Origin of the sequence: Enterovibrio baiacu (assembly GCF_004120195.1) — a bacterium.
GTDB classification, from domain to species: domain Bacteria; phylum Pseudomonadota; class Gammaproteobacteria; order Enterobacterales; family Vibrionaceae; genus Enterovibrio; species Enterovibrio baiacui.
This window is the reverse complement of the sequence record NZ_SCHN01000012.1, coordinates 210,611-227,220: the sequence shown is the minus strand read 5'-3', so window position 1 is coordinate 227,220 and position 16,610 is coordinate 210,611. Positions and strand designations below refer to the sequence as shown.

General features: G+C 48.5%; 12 protein-coding genes, 4 tRNA genes and 1 rRNA gene. 9 read left to right on the top strand and 8 right to left on the bottom strand.

What is annotated here, in order from left to right; translation table 11 throughout:
* Window positions 1-90, top strand: a 5S ribosomal RNA gene (gene rrf, locus EQP46_RS24655); the annotation flags it as partial.
* A 66-nt stretch (window positions 91-156) separates the two neighbouring features.
* Window positions 157-233: transfer RNA gene (locus EQP46_RS14615), tRNA-Asp, on the top strand.
* 84 nt (window positions 234-317) lie between these two features.
* Here EQP46_RS14615 and EQP46_RS14610 read toward each other — a convergent pair.
* Together EQP46_RS14610 and ilvY are read right to left on the bottom strand one after the other, a co-directional pair.
* Window positions 318-611, bottom strand: a complete 294-nt coding sequence (locus EQP46_RS14610) for a SemiSWEET transporter (RefSeq protein ID WP_129494352.1) — start codon at window positions 609-611, stop codon at window positions 318-320.
* Between the two features lie 101 nt (window positions 612-712).
* Window positions 713-1,603, bottom strand: coding sequence for an HTH-type transcriptional activator IlvY (gene ilvY / locus EQP46_RS14605; RefSeq protein WP_129494351.1), 891 nt, complete (start codon window positions 1,601-1,603; stop codon window positions 713-715).
* 154 nt (window positions 1,604-1,757) lie between these two features.
* On the opposite strand from ilvY, the gene ilvC reads away from it, so the two are divergent.
* Window positions 1,758-3,242 carry a ketol-acid reductoisomerase gene (gene ilvC / locus EQP46_RS14600; protein ID WP_129494350.1) on the top strand — a complete coding sequence of 495 codons (1,485 nt, stop codon included), beginning with the start codon at window positions 1,758-1,760 and terminating at the stop codon, window positions 3,240-3,242.
* An 87-nt stretch (window positions 3,243-3,329) separates the two neighbouring features.
* On the opposite strand, the gene ubiK is transcribed toward ilvC, so the two are convergent.
* The 4 genes from ubiK to EQP46_RS14580 form a co-directional block, all read right to left on the bottom strand.
* Entirely contained in the window at window positions 3,330-3,590 is a 261-nt protein-coding gene (ubiK, locus tag EQP46_RS14595) for a ubiquinone biosynthesis accessory factor UbiK (RefSeq protein ID WP_017010496.1), read from the bottom strand.
* Window positions 3,591-3,723: 133 nt separating this feature from the next.
* Complete coding sequence (locus EQP46_RS14590) at window positions 3,724-6,831, bottom strand: multidrug efflux RND transporter permease subunit (RefSeq protein WP_129494349.1); 3,108 nt, start codon at window positions 6,829-6,831, stop codon at window positions 3,724-3,726.
* Between the two features lie 10 nt (window positions 6,832-6,841).
* Window positions 6,842-7,948 (bottom strand): efflux RND transporter periplasmic adaptor subunit, encoded by a 1,107-nt coding sequence (locus tag EQP46_RS14585; protein WP_129494348.1) that lies wholly within the window; start codon window positions 7,946-7,948, stop codon window positions 6,842-6,844.
* Entirely contained in the window at window positions 7,945-8,532 is a 588-nt protein-coding gene (locus EQP46_RS14580) for a TetR/AcrR family transcriptional regulator (protein ID WP_192545514.1), read from the bottom strand. Before EQP46_RS14580 ends, EQP46_RS14585 begins: the two co-directional genes overlap by 4 nt.
* A 180-nt stretch (window positions 8,533-8,712) precedes the next feature.
* On the opposite strand from EQP46_RS14580, the gene rep reads away from it, so the two are divergent.
* Entirely contained in the window at window positions 8,713-10,731 is a 2,019-nt protein-coding gene (rep, locus tag EQP46_RS14575; protein WP_129494347.1) for a DNA helicase Rep, read from the top strand.
* 74 nt (window positions 10,732-10,805) lie between these two features.
* Here the strand turns inward: rep and EQP46_RS14570 are convergent, their stop codons facing one another.
* Window positions 10,806-11,384, bottom strand: coding sequence for a sugar O-acetyltransferase (locus EQP46_RS14570; protein WP_129494346.1), 579 nt, complete (start codon window positions 11,382-11,384; stop codon window positions 10,806-10,808).
* A gap of 135 nt (window positions 11,385-11,519) precedes the next feature.
* Window positions 11,520-11,939, bottom strand: coding sequence for a c-type cytochrome (locus EQP46_RS14565; RefSeq protein ID WP_102317675.1), 420 nt, complete (start codon window positions 11,937-11,939; stop codon window positions 11,520-11,522).
* Window positions 11,940-12,283: 344 nt separating this feature from the next.
* Between EQP46_RS14565 and EQP46_RS14560 the strand changes: the two genes are divergently transcribed.
* The 5 genes from EQP46_RS14560 to EQP46_RS14540 all read left to right on the top strand — a co-directional run bounded on the left by EQP46_RS14560 (window position 12,284) and on the right by EQP46_RS14540 (window position 16,477).
* Window positions 12,284-12,360: transfer RNA gene (locus EQP46_RS14560), tRNA-Arg, on the top strand.
* A 38-nt stretch (window positions 12,361-12,398) separates the two neighbouring features.
* Window positions 12,399-12,474 (top strand) — tRNA-His (locus EQP46_RS14555).
* A 2-nt stretch (window positions 12,475-12,476) separates the two neighbouring features.
* A tRNA-Pro gene (locus EQP46_RS14550) sits at window positions 12,477-12,553 on the top strand.
* 551 nt (window positions 12,554-13,104) lie between these two features.
* Window positions 13,105-14,814: a dipeptide ABC transporter ATP-binding protein gene (locus tag EQP46_RS14545; RefSeq protein WP_129494345.1), complete on the top strand. Its 1,710-nt coding sequence runs from the start codon at window positions 13,105-13,107 to the stop codon at window positions 14,812-14,814.
* 109 nt (window positions 14,815-14,923) lie between these two features.
* On the top strand, window positions 14,924-16,477 hold the full coding sequence (locus tag EQP46_RS14540; protein WP_129494344.1) for an ABC transporter substrate-binding protein: 1,554 nt from the start codon (window positions 14,924-14,926) through the stop codon (window positions 16,475-16,477).
* The last annotated feature ends 133 nt before the right edge of the window (window positions 16,478-16,610 follow it).

Genomic DNA, 16,610 nt, shown 5'->3' with positions numbered 1-16,610 from the left:
ACCTGACTCCATGCCGAACTCAGTAGTGAAACGTAACAGCGCCGATGGTAGTGTGGGGCTTCCCCATGTGAGAGTAGGACATCGCCAGGCTTCCAATTTAGATATGTGTATTGAACGACATGTATCGGATGAACAGGAGACTGTTTATCACCGTGTGGAGCGGTAGTTCAGTTGGTTAGAATACCGGCCTGTCACGCCGGGGGTCGCGGGTTCGAGTCCCGTCCGCTCCGCCATTTATTAAGAAGCCTCGCTAGCAATAGCGGGGCTTTTTATCGTCTGTGGGTTTTCGCTTCATAAGAGATGTAGAGGTATGCAGGTTAAAACGTCATGCCTGCATGAGCGATAATCCCTATGACCATCGCAACATACATGATGAACCCCAGCCCATTGCCAACCCAAATCGTCGGGTTCTTGTGATACAAACCATATATGGTCCAGAGCGACGCAATGAATGTGTAAAGCAGCCATGTTACTAGCGATAAACCTTCGGCACTTTCACTGTGAGAGAAATAGAGTTTATATATTTGCGGGAGTGTTGCCAGAGGGCTTATTAAGCCCATAGCGAGCATTAGCGGTTCAAGCGCTTTTCCAACTCTTTCAATAAAAGACATGCTGACTCTGCCTGTTAGTAAAGATGAGTGGAGGATAGACGCCGTATCTTGTTACTGACAAAATCTTTCTGAATCAAGCATGAGACGAATCTGATTTTCGTTTAATTCGCAATGTTTTTCTCTTCAGCGATATCCCATAACGCCCTTACTAACGCATTATCAAGCTGGGAGTGAAGGCTACATACGCCAAGCTCAAAGGGTTTGATCGGCACTAGGCGCAGCTTTTCAATTTTCTCTCGTACTGGACTGTTGTTGATCACGACATCTGGTGCAATACCGACTCCGCATCCTAGTGCAACCATGCTTACGATGGCCTCATGGCCTGAGACTTGTGCGTAGATATTTGGCTTTATCTTCATTTGCCTGAACCAGGTGTTGGCTCTCTCTCTCGCTGTACCGGCTTCTGGAACGATGAATGGTATAGCGTGCCAGTCCGGTGTTTCCTTCTGCAATGCCTCGGCAAAGCTGCTCACGCCTGCGGGGGCAATCACTGACAGAGGTACATCACTGATGGCTTTAAATGCAACTTTAGCGGGCAGCTGCTCTGGTCTTGCGGAAATGGCGATATCAGCTTCGTCAACGAGTACTTTGTCTATCGCTTGTGCAGGATCGCCCGTAGAGAGCTTGAGTTCGATGAATGGGTGACGAATTCGAAACTCTGAGAGCAGTTCGGGCAGGTGGCTATAACTTGCTGTTACAGAGCAAAACAGGCGAAGTTCACCGCGTAGTTCGTTCTCAGATGCATCCGCTTGGCTTTGGTATTGTTGCCATTCAGATAATATTCTCATCGCAATTGGCAATAGCTTTTTCCCTGCAGGGGTCAGCACTACGCTGCGGTTGTCCCTAAGGAAAAGTTGCTGATTAGCTTCTTGCTCGAGCTTTTGTATTTGGCGACTTAACGCAGACGGGCTGATGTGCATCGCTGCGGCGGTTTTTGAGAAGTTTTTGCTATCGCATAGGTGAATAAAGAATTGGAGATGCTTGACGTCCATTGTCGTTCTCTTATGTTGCATAAATTGCAATTACATGTTGTGAATATATCACTTTAAGCAATTTACTGCCTGATCTATTATGAATCCAATTCGATGTGCCTGCGTGTCGCACCCACATCGCTCAAGGACAGATTTTTCTTACGGAGTATTCGACATGTCTAACTATTTCAATACCTTGAACCTACGCGAGCAACTTGCTCAGCTGGGTGTTTGCCGTTTTATGGACAAAGCGGAGTTTGCCAATGAAGCGGATTACCTAAAAGGTAAGAAAGTGGTTATCGTTGGTTGTGGTGCGCAAGGTCTAAACCAAGGCCTAAACATGCGTGACTCTGGCCTAGACGTGTCTTATGCACTTCGCCAAGCGGCTATCGACGAACAGCGTCAATCTTACAAGAATGCCAAAGAAAACGGCTTTAACGTTGATAACTACGAAAACCTGATCCCACAAGCGGACTTGGTGGTAAACCTAACACCTGACAAGCAACACACCAGCGTTGTTAGCGCAGTCATGCCTTTGATGAAAGAAGGTGCTGCGCTAGGTTACTCACACGGCTTCAACATCGTTGAAGAAGGCATGGAAATTCGTAAAGACATCACTGTCGTGATGGTTGCACCTAAGTGCCCAGGTACTGAAGTACGCGAAGAGTACAAGCGTGGGTTCGGTGTTCCAACGCTAATGGCCGTTCACCCAGAGAACGATCCACAAGGTGAAGGTCACGAAATCGCGAAAGCGTGGGCTGCTGCAACTGGTGGTCACCGCGCAGGTGTTCTTGAGTCGTCTTTTGTTGCTGAAGTTAAATCTGACCTGATGGGCGAGCAAACCATTCTATGTGGCATGCTTCAAGCGGGCTCTATCGTATGTTACGAGAAGATGGTTGCTGACGGCATTGACCCAAGCTACGCAGGTAAACTGCTTCAGTTCGGTTGGGAAACGATCACCGAAGCACTGAAGTTCGGTGGCATCACGCACATGATGGATCGTCTGTCTAACCCTGCGAAGATCAAAGCGTTTGAATTGTCAGAAGATCTGAAAGATCTGATGCGTCCACTTTACAACAAGCACATGGACGACATTATCTCTGGCCACTTCTCATCAACCATGATGGCAGACTGGGCGAATGACGACGCAAACCTACTGGGTTGGCGTGAAGAGACAGCACAAACTGCATTCGAACAATACCCAGATTCAGACGTTAAGATTTCTGAGCAAGAGTACTTCGACAACGGTATCTTGATGGTTGCAATGGTTCGTGCGGGTGTTGAGCTTGCTTTTGAAGCAATGACTGCATCTGGCATCATTGAAGAGTCTGCATACTACGAGTCACTGCATGAGCTTCCATTGATTGCAAATACCGTTGCGCGTAAGCGTCTGTATGAAATGAACGTGGTTATCTCTGACACCGCTGAATACGGTAACTACCTGTTCGCGAACGTTGCGACACCACTATTGCGTGAGAAGTTCATGCCAGGTGTAGGTACTGACGTTATCGGTAAAGGTCTTGGCGACGTAGGCAACGATGCTGACAACGCAACCTTGATTGCGGTGAATGATGCACTGCGCAATCACCCAGTAGAGTGGATTGGTCAAGAGCTACGTGGCTACATGACTGACATGAAGCGCATTGCTGTTGGTGACTAATTCCGTACTGACGATGAAAAACCCGGCGAAAGCCGGGTTTTTTAATGCTGTTTTTTTGCATGCAGCCTTTGTGTAGGCTCGCGATGATTAAGCGTCAGATTTTTCGTTCAGCTTCTGTTCGAACTCTGCAAGCTTTTGTTCCATTTCACTCAGCTTTTGGCGAGTACGAAGCAGAACTTGCGTTTGAACATCAAACTCTTCACGACTAACAACATCCAATTTTGCTAGTTGTGATTGGATCACTTCACGAACCTTCTGCTCTACGTCATTGCCCAGATCTTTCACAGGCTTTGGCATAGACTCCTGAATCTGCTTAACGACTTGCTCTAGTTTCTTAGGGTCGAACATGCGCTACTCCTTATTATGATGACGCTATTCTAAGCAATCCTCGGATTGTTGTCGAAAAACTCTTTTCTCTTCTCCACTACGGAGCAAAATAAAAAAGGCCTCACAATGGAGGCCTTCTCGTGCAAATAGAGACTTAGTGCGAAGCGGCTTTTTCAGCTTCTTCTGCCAATCTCATTGCTTCTAATTCGTCATCTTCTACGAACACAGGCAGCGGCTCGTGGCGGCTTGCAAGGTAAGTATAAATAACGGGAAGAACGAACAAGGTAAATAGCGTACCGATTGCCAGACCCGCAACGATAACAATACCAATACTAAAGCGCTGAGCAGCACCTGCACCGGTTGCGTACATCAACGGGATAAGACCCGCGATCATCGCAGCTGTAGTCATCAGGATTGGGCGAAGACGCACTTTTGCCGCTTCCATCACCGCTTCCATCTTGCTCATGCCGTTATGAAGTTGCTCTTCTTTTGCCACTTCACAGATAAGAATACCGTGTTTGGTGATCAAACCAATCAGAGTAATCAAACCGACCTGAGAGTAGATGTTCATTGACGCGGCACCCCACGCCAGAGCAATCAAGGCACCACAGATCGCCAACGGTACGGAGACCAGAATAACGAGCGGGTCGCGCAATGATTCGAACTGAATCGCGAGTACAAGGTAGATAACAGCCAATGCCAGCAAGAAGGTGCCAAATAGCGCACTGCCTTCTGTGACGAACTGACGTGCTTCACCGAGGTAGTCATGTTGGTAGCCGCGTGGCAGTTTCTCGGCAGCAATGCCTTCAAACCAGTTGATCGCATCACCCATTGCAACGCCAGGCGCAGCAACTGCACCGATGGTCGCAGAGTTTAGCTGGTTGAAGTGTGGCAATGCACGAGGCTCTGCAACAACGTCAATGGTTACCAGTGAGCCCAGAGGCACGGCTTCACCACTGGCTGAACGTACGTAGTAACCCTTAATAGATTCAGGGTTCAAACGGTACTTACGCTCAACTTGTGGGATCACCTCGTAGGAGCGGCCATCTAAGTCGATACGGTTAACATAACCGTCCGCCATCATGGTGCCTAGCGTGATGCCGATGTCTTGCATTGTGATGCCATAAGCGCCTGCTTTGTCTTTGTCGATGTTGATTTTCATCGTCGCAGAATCGAAGTTCAGGTCCATGTCTGAGTACACAAACATAGAGTTACTTTTCACGTCAGCAAGCACATCTGCCGCAACTTGGAATAAGCTTTCGAAGTTACTTGGCGTGGTGATAACGAATTGAATCGGAAGACCTGAAGATGCACCCGGTAGTTCTGGCATCTGGAATGCTGTTACTGCCATACCTGGTACATCCTTCACTTCGTCAGTCATGCGTTTAACCACGTCAGCTTGGCTGGCTTCACGCTCACTCCACGGTACCAAAGAGGCAATACCGAAGGCTTGGTTTGACTTAGGCACACCTGAGAACACCTGTGCAAACGCAACTTCTGGCTGTGCAGCCAATTTTGCATTCACTTCAGCCATGGTGTTTTCGATGTAATCCAAGTTTGCCGTTGATGGTGCAGTACCCATCATTACCATCACCCCTTTATCTTCCGGTGGCGCAAGCTCACTCGGGATAAAGGAGAACATGATTGGCAGACTGACAAACACGATCACCGCGAAAGAGATGATGACAGGACGAATCTTCATGATGCCGCCCAACATGCGTGCATAGCCTTCTGTCATACGATCAAGGAAGCTATGTACCTTGGCTTCGAATTTGCTCGGCTTTTCGTTGGCCTTAAGCATTTTCGAACACATCATTGGCGACAAGGTCAGTGCAATGATGCCCGAGACAAAGACGGCACCAGCAAGCGTCAGTGCAAACTCTTTGAACAACGAGCCTGTGATCCCCCCCATCAATGCGATAGGTGCGTATACCGCCGCCAGTGTCAGTGTCATCGAGATAACAGGCACGGCGATTTCACGGGTACCAATGATGGCAGCACGGAACGGCGACTCACCGAGTTTGATATGACGGTCGACGTTCTCTAGGACAACGATGGCGTCATCCACCACCAGACCGATGGCCAATACCATGGCAAGCAGTGTCATCAAGTTTAACGAGAAGCCAAACAGCTCCATCATCATCGCCACACCAATCAAAGACAGTGGGATAGTGATGATAGGGATAAGCACCGCGCGGAATGAACCTAAGAACAAGGTGATCACCACCAATACGATCAGTGCCGCTTCAATGATGGTTTTCACAACCTCATGAATCGATTCGTTGATCGCAACGGTGGAGTCATACAAGACATTCATCTTGATGGTGCTAGGCATGTTACGTTCAAGCTCTGGCAGCTTGGCAGTGACATCCGCAGCGATGTTGATTGGGTTTGCCGTTGGTGCGGCGTTGATCGCGGCGACAACAGCTTCTGAGCCATTCGCGGTAGCACGGTAGATATCGTGACTCTTCTCTAGCGAGACCTTCGCGATATCGCCAAGACGAATGACCTGACCTTCCTGCGTGGCGACAACCAAACGGCTAAGCTCGTCGGTGTTGGATACTTGGGTATCGGCAGAGCCGTTATACACCATGTAAGTACCGATCGACTGGCCGGTAGCAGACTGGTAGTTGTTGGCGTTAAGTACGCCCATCACTTCCGTCGCGGTCAGGTTGAACGCCGCCATTTTCGCCGGATCTAGCCATACGCGTAGCGCGTATTTCAAACCGCCGTAAAGGTCGATTTTCGCTACACCGTTTACGGTGAACAGCTGAGGCTTAGTTACACGCTCAAGGTAGTCGGTGATTTGACTTGAATCGAGAGTGTCAGACGTAAAGCCGATGTACATTACCGCGGTTGTTGAGCCCGTCGACATGGTGACAGAAGGGTCTTCAGATTCACCGGGTAACTGTGCGCGAACAGAGTTCACCTTCGCCAAAATGTCTGCCAATGCAGCATTTGGGTCGGTGTTCAGCTTCATGTAAACCGTCACGGTGGAGGTACCCAGCACCGATTCAGACGTCATAAAGTCAATGTTGTCAGCCTGTGCAACGGCTTGTTCCAGTGGCGTCGTAATGAAGCCTTGGATCAAGTCAGCACTTGCACCGTAATAACTGGTGGCGATGGTAACAACGGTATTGGTCATGTCCGGGTATTCCCGAACCTGCATCTTGAACATCGATTGCAGGCCAAGCAGTGCGATCAAAAAGCTGATCGAGATGGCCAGAACCGGACGCCTTATGAAAATATCCGTAAATTTCATCAGGACCTCATTACAGTTGTGGTAGCTGTTCAGGTGGTGTCAGCGCATCGTTTTCAACAACACGTACTTTCGCACCATTACTCAAGCGAACTTGACCCGATGTCACCACCTTGTCGCCCGCGTTTAGACCATCAAGCACGTGTGCGATATGGCCTTTACGCTCACCGACTTTTACCACTTGTTGGTACGCACGTGTCACGCCGTCTTCTTCACGAAGGACATACACGTTTTCGCCATACAGCGTGAAGTTGATAGCGGTTTGGTCGACAACAATTTGATCTTCAATCGTTGGCAGAATGATATTTGCGCGCGCAAACATACCTGAACGCAGTTGACCGTGGTTGTTAGGGATATCAGCCTGCACTTGGATCAAACCACTTTGGAAGTTAACAGCAGGTTCTATGGCACTGATTTTGCCGGTGAAAGGCGTATCAGGGTATGCATCGACAGCAATGTTAATCTTTTGGCCTAGCTTGATTTTCGCAATGTCTGTTTGTGGCACAGTGAAGCGAAGACGCATGATAGAGGTGTCTTCTAAGCGCACAATTTCTGTGCCTGGCTGCAGGTATTCACCTAAGAACACATTACGAAGACCCACCACGCCATCAAACGGCGCATCAATGGTGCGGCGCTCAATCGAAGCATTCAGGCTTTCTACGTCAGCTTGTAAAGAGCGGTAGTTCGCTTCAGCTTCATCCAATGCCTCTTTCGAAATAGAACCCTTACGGAACAGGCCTTGGTAGCGCTTGTACTTGGCTTTCGCGGCAGGCAGACGCGCTTGAGTACTCTTCAGGTTTGCCGCTTCAACTTTTGAATCCAACGCCAACAGCACGTCACCTTGCTTCACGGCTTGACCAGAAACGAAGTTAATGTGGTCGATCACGCCGTTAACTTGGGTGGTTAGCGTGACACCTTGGTTTGGTTCGATAAAGCCGATGGCTTCAATGGTAGGGATCCACTCAATCGATGACATTTCTGTCACTGTCACAGGGAATTCGGGCTCGGGCATGTTTGCCATGTATTCGGCAATTTTTTGTTGTTTAAACATGTTAAAGCCGATAACTGTACCGAAAAGTACAAGTGCCACGACCAACATGACAACAAACGATTTCTTCATTTAGATTTCTCCGATTCTTTATGAAGGCATATAGCATCCCAGCACGCGTTGATAGCATCATCGAGCGCTGAAGCGTCAAGGTTTATAACACCCCTTTCCTGTTTGCGAGCTAAACAGATGGCCGGTTCAAGGCCTATGCCAGAAAGCACGTCAGTTGAGAGTGGTTTGAATATTCCATTGGCGATACCGGTTTCGAAAAACTGATGTATGGGAGCAAAAACCTCCCTTTCCGCCATTTTTTGTTCTGTACCGTTTTGATAGGGCAAGCTATCAAACTGCTCACGGTTGATTGCATTGTCGTCACGATCAATGGTGATTTGCCAGGCATTACGCCAAAGGGTGACAAACTGCTGTTTCATAGACATGTCGTTGGTAAAACCGTGCAATATATTTTCGGCGCATTTTCCAATGACATGATTGCGAAGTTGGCTCAACAAATCGTTCTTATCCGAGAAGTACCGATAAATCGTGCCTGCCGCAACGCCAGCTTCTTTGGCGACCATCTGCATAGAGAGGCGGTCAAAGCCGTGTTTTGCCAGTAAACGCTCGGTGGCTTCTAGGATCTGCGTTTTTTTGTCGGACATGATGTACGCTCTCAATGAATGAACGTTCATTCATTGTATTAGATTTAAAACACTCTGCAAGGTTAAGTGAGCAATGAATGCCCATGAATATGAATGAAACCTGACAGAATGATGAAGTAAGCCAGCATTCCTTTTACAATGTGAGTGCGACTCATCGCTGACGATAAACAGAGGAACCACATGAAACTGAACCCAGCCCAAAATGACGCCGTCCACCATGTGTCTGGACCGTGCCTAGTCTTGGCGGGCGCTGGCTCGGGTAAAACCCGCGTTATTACCAATAAAATCGCCTACTTGGTTCAGGAGTGTGGTTACAAGGCGCGTCATGTCGCTGCGGTGACCTTCACCAATAAAGCAGCACGTGAGATGAAAGAACGTGTTGGCCAAACCCTTGGCAAACAAGAATCGCGCGGCTTAACCGTTTCAACGTTTCATACCCTTGGTCTCAACATCATCCGTCGTGAATATAAAACGCTAGGGCTAAAAGCGGGCTTTTCGCTGTTTGATGATCAAGACCAAATGGCGCTGCTCAAAGAGCTAACAGAAGATGAGTTAGAAGGCGATAAAGATCTACTCAAGCAGCTTCTGCACAAGATCTCCAATTGGAAGAATGACATGCTGACGCCGACTCAGGCGGCAGCATCTGCTATGGGTGAGCAAGATACGCTTTTTGCTCATTGCTATACCCTGTATCAAAAGCAAATGAAGGCTTACAACGCACTGGATTTTGATGACCTTATCTTGATGCCTGTAATCTTGCTGAAAACCAATCAGGATGTGCGCGAGCGCTGGCAAAGCAAAATTCGCTACTTACTGGTGGATGAGTATCAAGATACCAACACCAGCCAATATCAGCTGGTGAAAATGCTGGTGGGTGAGCGCGCCCGCTTTACCGTGGTAGGGGATGATGACCAGTCTATTTATAGCTGGCGTGGCGCACAGCCGAAAAACCTCTTGATGCTGAATCAGGATTTCCCGAGCCTCAAAGTCATCAAGCTTGAGCAAAACTATCGCTCAACCAGCCGTATTTTGCGATCGGCCAATATCCTGATTGCCAACAACCCACACGTGTTTGAGAAAACCCTGTTCTCAGCGCTGCCTGACGGCGAAATGTTGAAGGTACTTAAAGCCAACAACGAAGATCACGAAGCCGAGCGTGTGGTGGGGGAAATCATTGCACACCGCTATATGCATCGTTCTGATTACAAAGACTATGCGATTTTGTATCGCGGAAATCATCAGTCTCGCTTGTTTGAAAAAGCCCTGATGCAAAACCGCATTCCTTACAAAATCTCAGGGGGAACCTCGTTCTTTGCGCGCGCAGAAATCAAAGACATCATGGCGTACCTGCGTTTGTTAACGAACCAAGATGACGACAATGCCTTCCTGCGTATCGTAAACACACCGCGTCGTGAAATTGGCCCTGTCACGCTTGAAAAGCTGGGAACGTACGCGAACATGCGAGGAAAGAGCCTGTTTGCGGCCAGTTTTGAAATGGGGCTTCAACAGCACCTTACTGGGCGTGGATTGGAGTCGCTTCAACGCTTCACGCGCTGGATTGTCGAAATGTCTGACGAGTTTGAGCGTGGTAACGCCGTTGAAGCGGTTCGCTCGCTGGTGCGTGATTCACATTATGAAGATTGGCTTTATGAGACCGCATCCAGCCCGAAAGCCGCTGAAATGCAGATGAAAAACGTCTCAGACCTCTACAGCTGGATTGTTGCCGATCTGGAAGGGGACAACTACGACAACGAGCCGAAAACGCTGCGTGAAGTGGTACAGCGACTCACCTTGCGTGACATGATGGAGCGCGGTGAAGACAACGATGATGCCGATCAGGTGCAGTTGATGACCTTACACGCTTCGAAAGGCCTCGAGTTTCCTTACGTGTTTTTGATTGGCATGGAAGAGGGCTTGTTGCCGCACCAATCGAGCATTGATGAAGATAACGTTGAGGAAGAGCGTCGCCTTGCTTATGTGGGCATCACACGCGCCCAGAAAGAAATGACCTTCACCTTGTGTAAAGAACGTCGCCAATATGGCGAGTTGATTAAACCGATGCCGAGTCGTTTCCTTGAGGAACTTCCTTACGATGATGTTGAATGGGAAGAAAAGAAAAAGCCTCAAACACAAGAAGAGCGAATGGCCAAAGGGTCAGCGGCCATTGCCAACCTCCGAGCCATGCTTAAAAAGGATTAACGAAAAGCCAGCGAATGCTGGCTTTTTCTTTAATGAGGCCATGTTTGACACTGTGAGTCTCAAACCAAGGTGGGTTAGGCTGTCTCCAGTGCGTCTGTATCGCCATTCTCATGGATTTTCCGAATCACCTTCGCGGGAGTGCCACCCACTAAGCTATCGGGCGGCACATCCTGTGTGACGACGGAATTCGCGGCAATCACCGAGCGAGCGCCAATGGTGACACCTTGGCAGACCACGACATTCCCACCAATCCATACATCGTTTTCAACCACAATAGGCTTGCAGAAGGTTTCCCATTGGCGTCGGCGGCGGTAATCGAGTGGATGTCCTGCTGTATAAAACTGGCAGTTTGGTCCCACTAATACGTTATTGCCGAGGGTAATAGGCGCACCATCCAGCATCACTACCCCCATATTGAGAAACGTTTGGTGGCCGATGTGGATATTTTTGCCAAACTCGCACTGAAAGGGCGTCATGACCATGGATTCTGGATCAAAGTGGCCAAAGAGTTTTTGGGCGATATCGGCTATGTTATCACTGCGCTGGGCATTGAGGGCTTGGAGGTGAACAAAGGCATTGGCACGAATGGCACTGATCCCGTCGTCATCGCCATTAAAAGCGAGCCCTTGGGACATTTTTTCAAATTCAGTCATGTTGAGGTTTCAAAATAGAACACCCCAATATTGTGTTTGATTAACGGTGTGCTGTCAGTGCGGTTGCTTCCAGACTCGATAGCTTGAAAACAAAAAACGGCCTTGTAGGCCGCTTTTCTCTTGGCGTTGCCTGATTTATAGAGACAGCATGTGGTCAATCGCCGCGACGATTTCGTCGTCAGAACAATCCATACATGTGCCTTTTGCAGGCATGCCGTTAAAGCCATTAATTGCATGGCTCACTAACGTGTCTTTGCCTTGAGCAATACGCGGCTCCCAAGCTGCTGCATCACCTGCTTTTGGTGCGCCAGCGGCTCCGGTAGAGTGACATGCCATACAATAGGTGTTGTACACGGCGTCACCTGCACGTGGGCCAGAAGGTACAGCGGCTGTTTCTACAGGGGCTTCGCCTTCGAGATAGACAGAACCAACAGGTGCGATACGTTCTGCAATGGCTTCTTCAGACATGTCAGCAGCGTGAACTGCACTAACAAGAGACAATGCGGTGACAGCAGACACTGCTAAACGACGTAAAAAAATTCCCTTTGCGCTCACTGTTTCACTCCCAATTTCATTGTGGCTCCGATAAATCCGAGCGTTTTTTATGCTGTTGGTTCGTTATATCACACTGAAAGGGCAATATTCGGATACCAAGGTCGACATTTTGAGTATATGTGACTTTGTCTAACTACGAAGTGATACCGTGATTAGGTTAACTCCGTGTAAACATTAAGTGATTATAGCGCTTTAGATTGTTGCGTTAAACCGTTATGATTATGCCCACTCGCACGGTTTTTATTCTGTTTGAACAAAAAGAGAGCATTCAGAAAAAAAATTAAAAAAAGTGCTAGACGGCAAGTAGCGATATCCGTAATATGCGACTCCGCCGACAGGGACAAGCGCCCGTAGCTCAGCTGGATAGAGCGTTGGCCTCCGGAGCCAAAGGTCGCAGGTTCGAATCCTGTCGGGTGCGCCAATCCGGATACAGCAAGAAATTGGCAAAAAAATAATGTGGTGGCTATAGCTCAGTTGGTAGAGTCCTGGATTGTGATTCCAGTTGTCGCGGGTTCAAGTCCCGTTAGCCACCCCACTCGGTGAATAGCGCAGTTTGGTAGCGCATCTGGTTTGGGACCAGAGGGTCGGGGGTTCGAATCCCTCTTCACCGACCACATTCAGATTAAGCCCGCTCAATAGAGCGGGCTTTTTCGTATCTGCGGTTTAGAAAAGCGTTTGAGTCGGTTCGACGCTGTGTTTTCCTCGAAAGTGCGCCTCTTTATCTTGGCCGTTCTGTTTAAAATCGCATTGTGGGATGGGCTTTATTGCTGAATTCGTCCCTTGTTTGACTGCGTATCCTCACAGTTCTCATCAAATAAGCACCTTGATTGACGGTGTTTCCCTACCTTTTTCTTACTTATCTTCTAATTTACTTTGAATAATTAGACAGCCTTTCTTGTTATGTACCCGTCAGCCATGTGCATCAATTTGTGCATTCTTATCGCGGGATAGGAGGGGCTTCTCATATTTTTCGATGCTGTTAAATGTATTGTTGATGAATATTTATTCGATAATGAACGGTTGCTATGGCAATAAGTGTTGGTTTGTTGCTTTTTCGTGAAACATTTGACAGATTGTAGGTCGTTAATTTGGTCTTGTTTTATTGATGTAAACAGGGATTGTGTTCAGACAGGCACGGGTTTGTGCAGTATCAAGGGTCTGGTCAATGGCATTGCTTGAAGTAAAAAACCTTCGAATTGAGTATCCATCTCGTCACGGCGTCTTTGCCGCGGTTAAAAACCTTTCTTTCTCTATTGAGCGTGGGGAGATTGTGGGTGTCGTGGGTGAATCTGGGGCGGGTAAATCTACCGTTGGAAACGCTGTGATTGACCTGCTGAGCCCTCCGGGGCATGTGGCAAGTGGCGAGGTGTTTTTAGATGGAGAAAAGATCTCCGGGCTTTCACCCGAAAAAATGCGGCATTATCGTGGGTCTCGCATTGGATTTATCTTTCAAGATCCGATGACCTCGTTGAACCCCTTGTTTACGGTGGAACAACAGCTTGTTGAGACCATTACCGTCAACCTGGGTGTTTCTGAACAAGAAGCCAAGGAACGTGCAGTATCTTTGCTGGATCAAGTGGGCATTCCTGAACCACATGTGCGTGTTAAGCAATATCCTCATCAGTTTTCTGGCGGTATGCGCCAGCGTGTCGTCATTGCTATTGCGTTGGCGGGTGAGCCGGAGCTTATCATTGCCGATGAGCCGACAACGGCGCTGGATGTGTCCATTCAAGATCAGATCCTCAACCTTATTCGCACCCTGTGCATTGAGAAAAACGTCGGCTGCATGCTCGTTACGCATGACATGGGCGTGGTTTCTAACGTCACAGACAAAATTGCAGTAATGTACCGTGGTGACTTGGTGGAGTTTGGCGAAACATCCAAAGTGCTAAACACGCCCGAGCACCCTTACAGCAGAAGTTTGATTTCTGCTGTACCGCGATCGGATATCAAGCTCGATAGATTTCCACTGGTGAGCTACATCGAAGAAGCCGTGGAAATGAAGCCGCTTGATGTGAAAACCCATTGGCTTGGTCAAAGCCAAGACGAGCGCGATTACACGGGCTCACTGCTGCGTGTAGAGAACGTCAACCTGCGCTTCATCACCAAAGATTCTTTCTTCGAAAATCGACGGGAATATGTCCAAGCGTCGAACGATGTCAGCTTTGATATCCAAGAAGGTGAAACGTTTGGCTTGGTGGGAGAATCCGGCTCAGGCAAATCAACCATTGCGCGAGTTATCGCCGGGCTTTATCCGCCGAACTCGGGAAAAGTCTGGTTTGAAGGCATCGACCTCACTGGGCTGAAAAGTGAAGCCCAACGTCGCCCGATGCGACGCCAGATGCAGATGGTTTTTCAAAATCCGTACTCATCGATGAACCCTCGCATGAAAGTGCAAGACATCATTGCTGAGCCGATTCGTTTCCACAAATTGGCTGAGAACGACAGGCAAGTGAAGCAAATCGTGGGCGATCTCTTGGATCACGTAGGTTTGGGCCGTGCCAGTGGCATTAAGTACCCTCATGAATTCTCAGGTGGGCAGCGCCAACGTATTTCCATTGCGCGCGCACTTGCTACAAGGCCGCGACTGCTGATCTGCGATGAGCCTACCTCTGCACTGGATGTGTCCGTTCAAGCGCAAATACTCAACCTACTAAAAGATCTGCAACAAGAGCTCAATCTCACCATGCTGTTTATTAGCCATGACTTGCCCGTGATCCGTCAGATGTGCGATCGCATTGGGGTGATGAAGAAGGGCACCTTGTTGGAAGTGGCACAAACCGAAGCCTTGTTTGAGTCGCCACAGCACGAATATAGCAAGCAGTTGATATCGCTAATGCCAGAGTTCAAAGGCATGAGTGCTGCTGTAAGTTAAGAAACACACCTTAATCGCCAGTGGAAAGGATTCGTTGTGCCCACTGGCCATATGAATGAGCACTACACAACAGAAAGGGAACTCGCTTCCCTGCATAAGGAGTCATGCAATGAAAACCTTCAAGAGTAAAATCGCCCTTGCGATGATGGCAGCAGGTTTAAGCTTTGCTGCATCAGCCGCAGACATTACGGTTGCTTACGATGCCGATCCGGTCTCACTTGACCCGCATGAGCAACTCTCTGGCGGTACCCTTCAGTTGTCTCACATGGTTTTTGATCCGTTGGTTCGTTTTAACCAATCAATGGAATTTGAACCTCGTCTCGCTGAATCATGGGAGCGTGTTGATAACGAAACCATGCGTTTCAACCTTCGCAAGGGTGTGAAATTCCACTCAGGAAACGCACTGACCGCAGATGATGTGGTGTGGACGTTCAATCGCCTAAAGTCATCTCCTGACTTTAAAGGCATTTTTGAGCCGCTCGTGTCCTTGACGAAAGTTGATGATTACACGGTTGAAATCAAAACAGACGGCACGTACCCACTGATTGAAAACGTGGCGACGTACATCTTCCCTATGGACAGCAAGTTCTACTCTGGCAAAACCGCAGAAGGGAAAGACAAAGCAGAGCTTGTTAAGCACGGTAACTCTTTTGCATCAGCCAACCTTTCAGGTACTGGACCTTTCATTGTCAAAGAGCGTGAGCAAGGCGTAAAAGTAGAGTTTGAGCGCTTTGCTGATTACTGGGATAACGCGTCTGGTGGTAACGTTGATAAGTTAACGCTGGTGCCAATTAAAGAAGATGCAACCCGTGTTGCTGCGTTGCTGTCGGGCGATGTCGATATGATCGCGCCGGTTTCTCCAAACGATTACAAGCGTATTCAGAAAGCGAAAGACGTTGATCTTTACACCATGCCGGGTACGCGCATCATCACGTTCCAAATGAACCAAAACAGCAACCCTGCTTTGAAAGATGTGCGAGTTCGTCAGGCGATTGTTTACGCGGTCAATAACGAAGGCATCGCGAAGAAGGTTATGAAGGGCGCAGCGACTGCATCAGCACAGCAAAGTCCTCCAGGCTACGCGGGCTACAACGAGAGCCTCAAGCCACGTTACGACCTCAACAAAGCCAAGCAACTGATGAAAGATGCAGGCTACGAGGATGGCTTCAAGCTGACCATGATGGCGCCGAACAACCGTTACGTGAATGATGACAAAATCGCGCAAGCAACGGCGGCGATGCTGTCGAAAATCGGTATCAAAGTCGATCTGAAAACCATGCCAAAAGCGCAATACTGGCCTGAGTTTGATAAGTGTGCGGCTGACATGCTGATGATCGGTTGGCACCCAGACACAGAAGATTCTGCAAACTTCACTGAGTTCCTTGCCATGACCCGCAACGCTGACACTGGTAAAGGTCAGTACAACTGTGGTCATTACAGCAATGGCGAAGTGGATAAGCTGGTCAATGCGGCGAACAAAGAAACGGACTTGACCAAGCGAAATGCGATGCTTAAGCAAGTTGAAGAAACGCTTTATAACGAAGCGGCGTTCCTTCCTCTGCATTGGCAAGATCCTTCATGGGCAGCCAAGAACAACGTAGAAATCGGTCCAATTGTAAACGGAATGAACTTCCCTTACTTCGGCGACCTAGTGGTGAAGTAACCACGTATTACGTCAGTTGAGGACGTCTCTTTAACTGGCGTGTTTAAACACTAAACGGCCATTCTTTCTATCTTGTAGAACCAATGGATAGAAAGGGCCGTTTTCTTTCACTTGGAAATGAAGCCAATTGAAA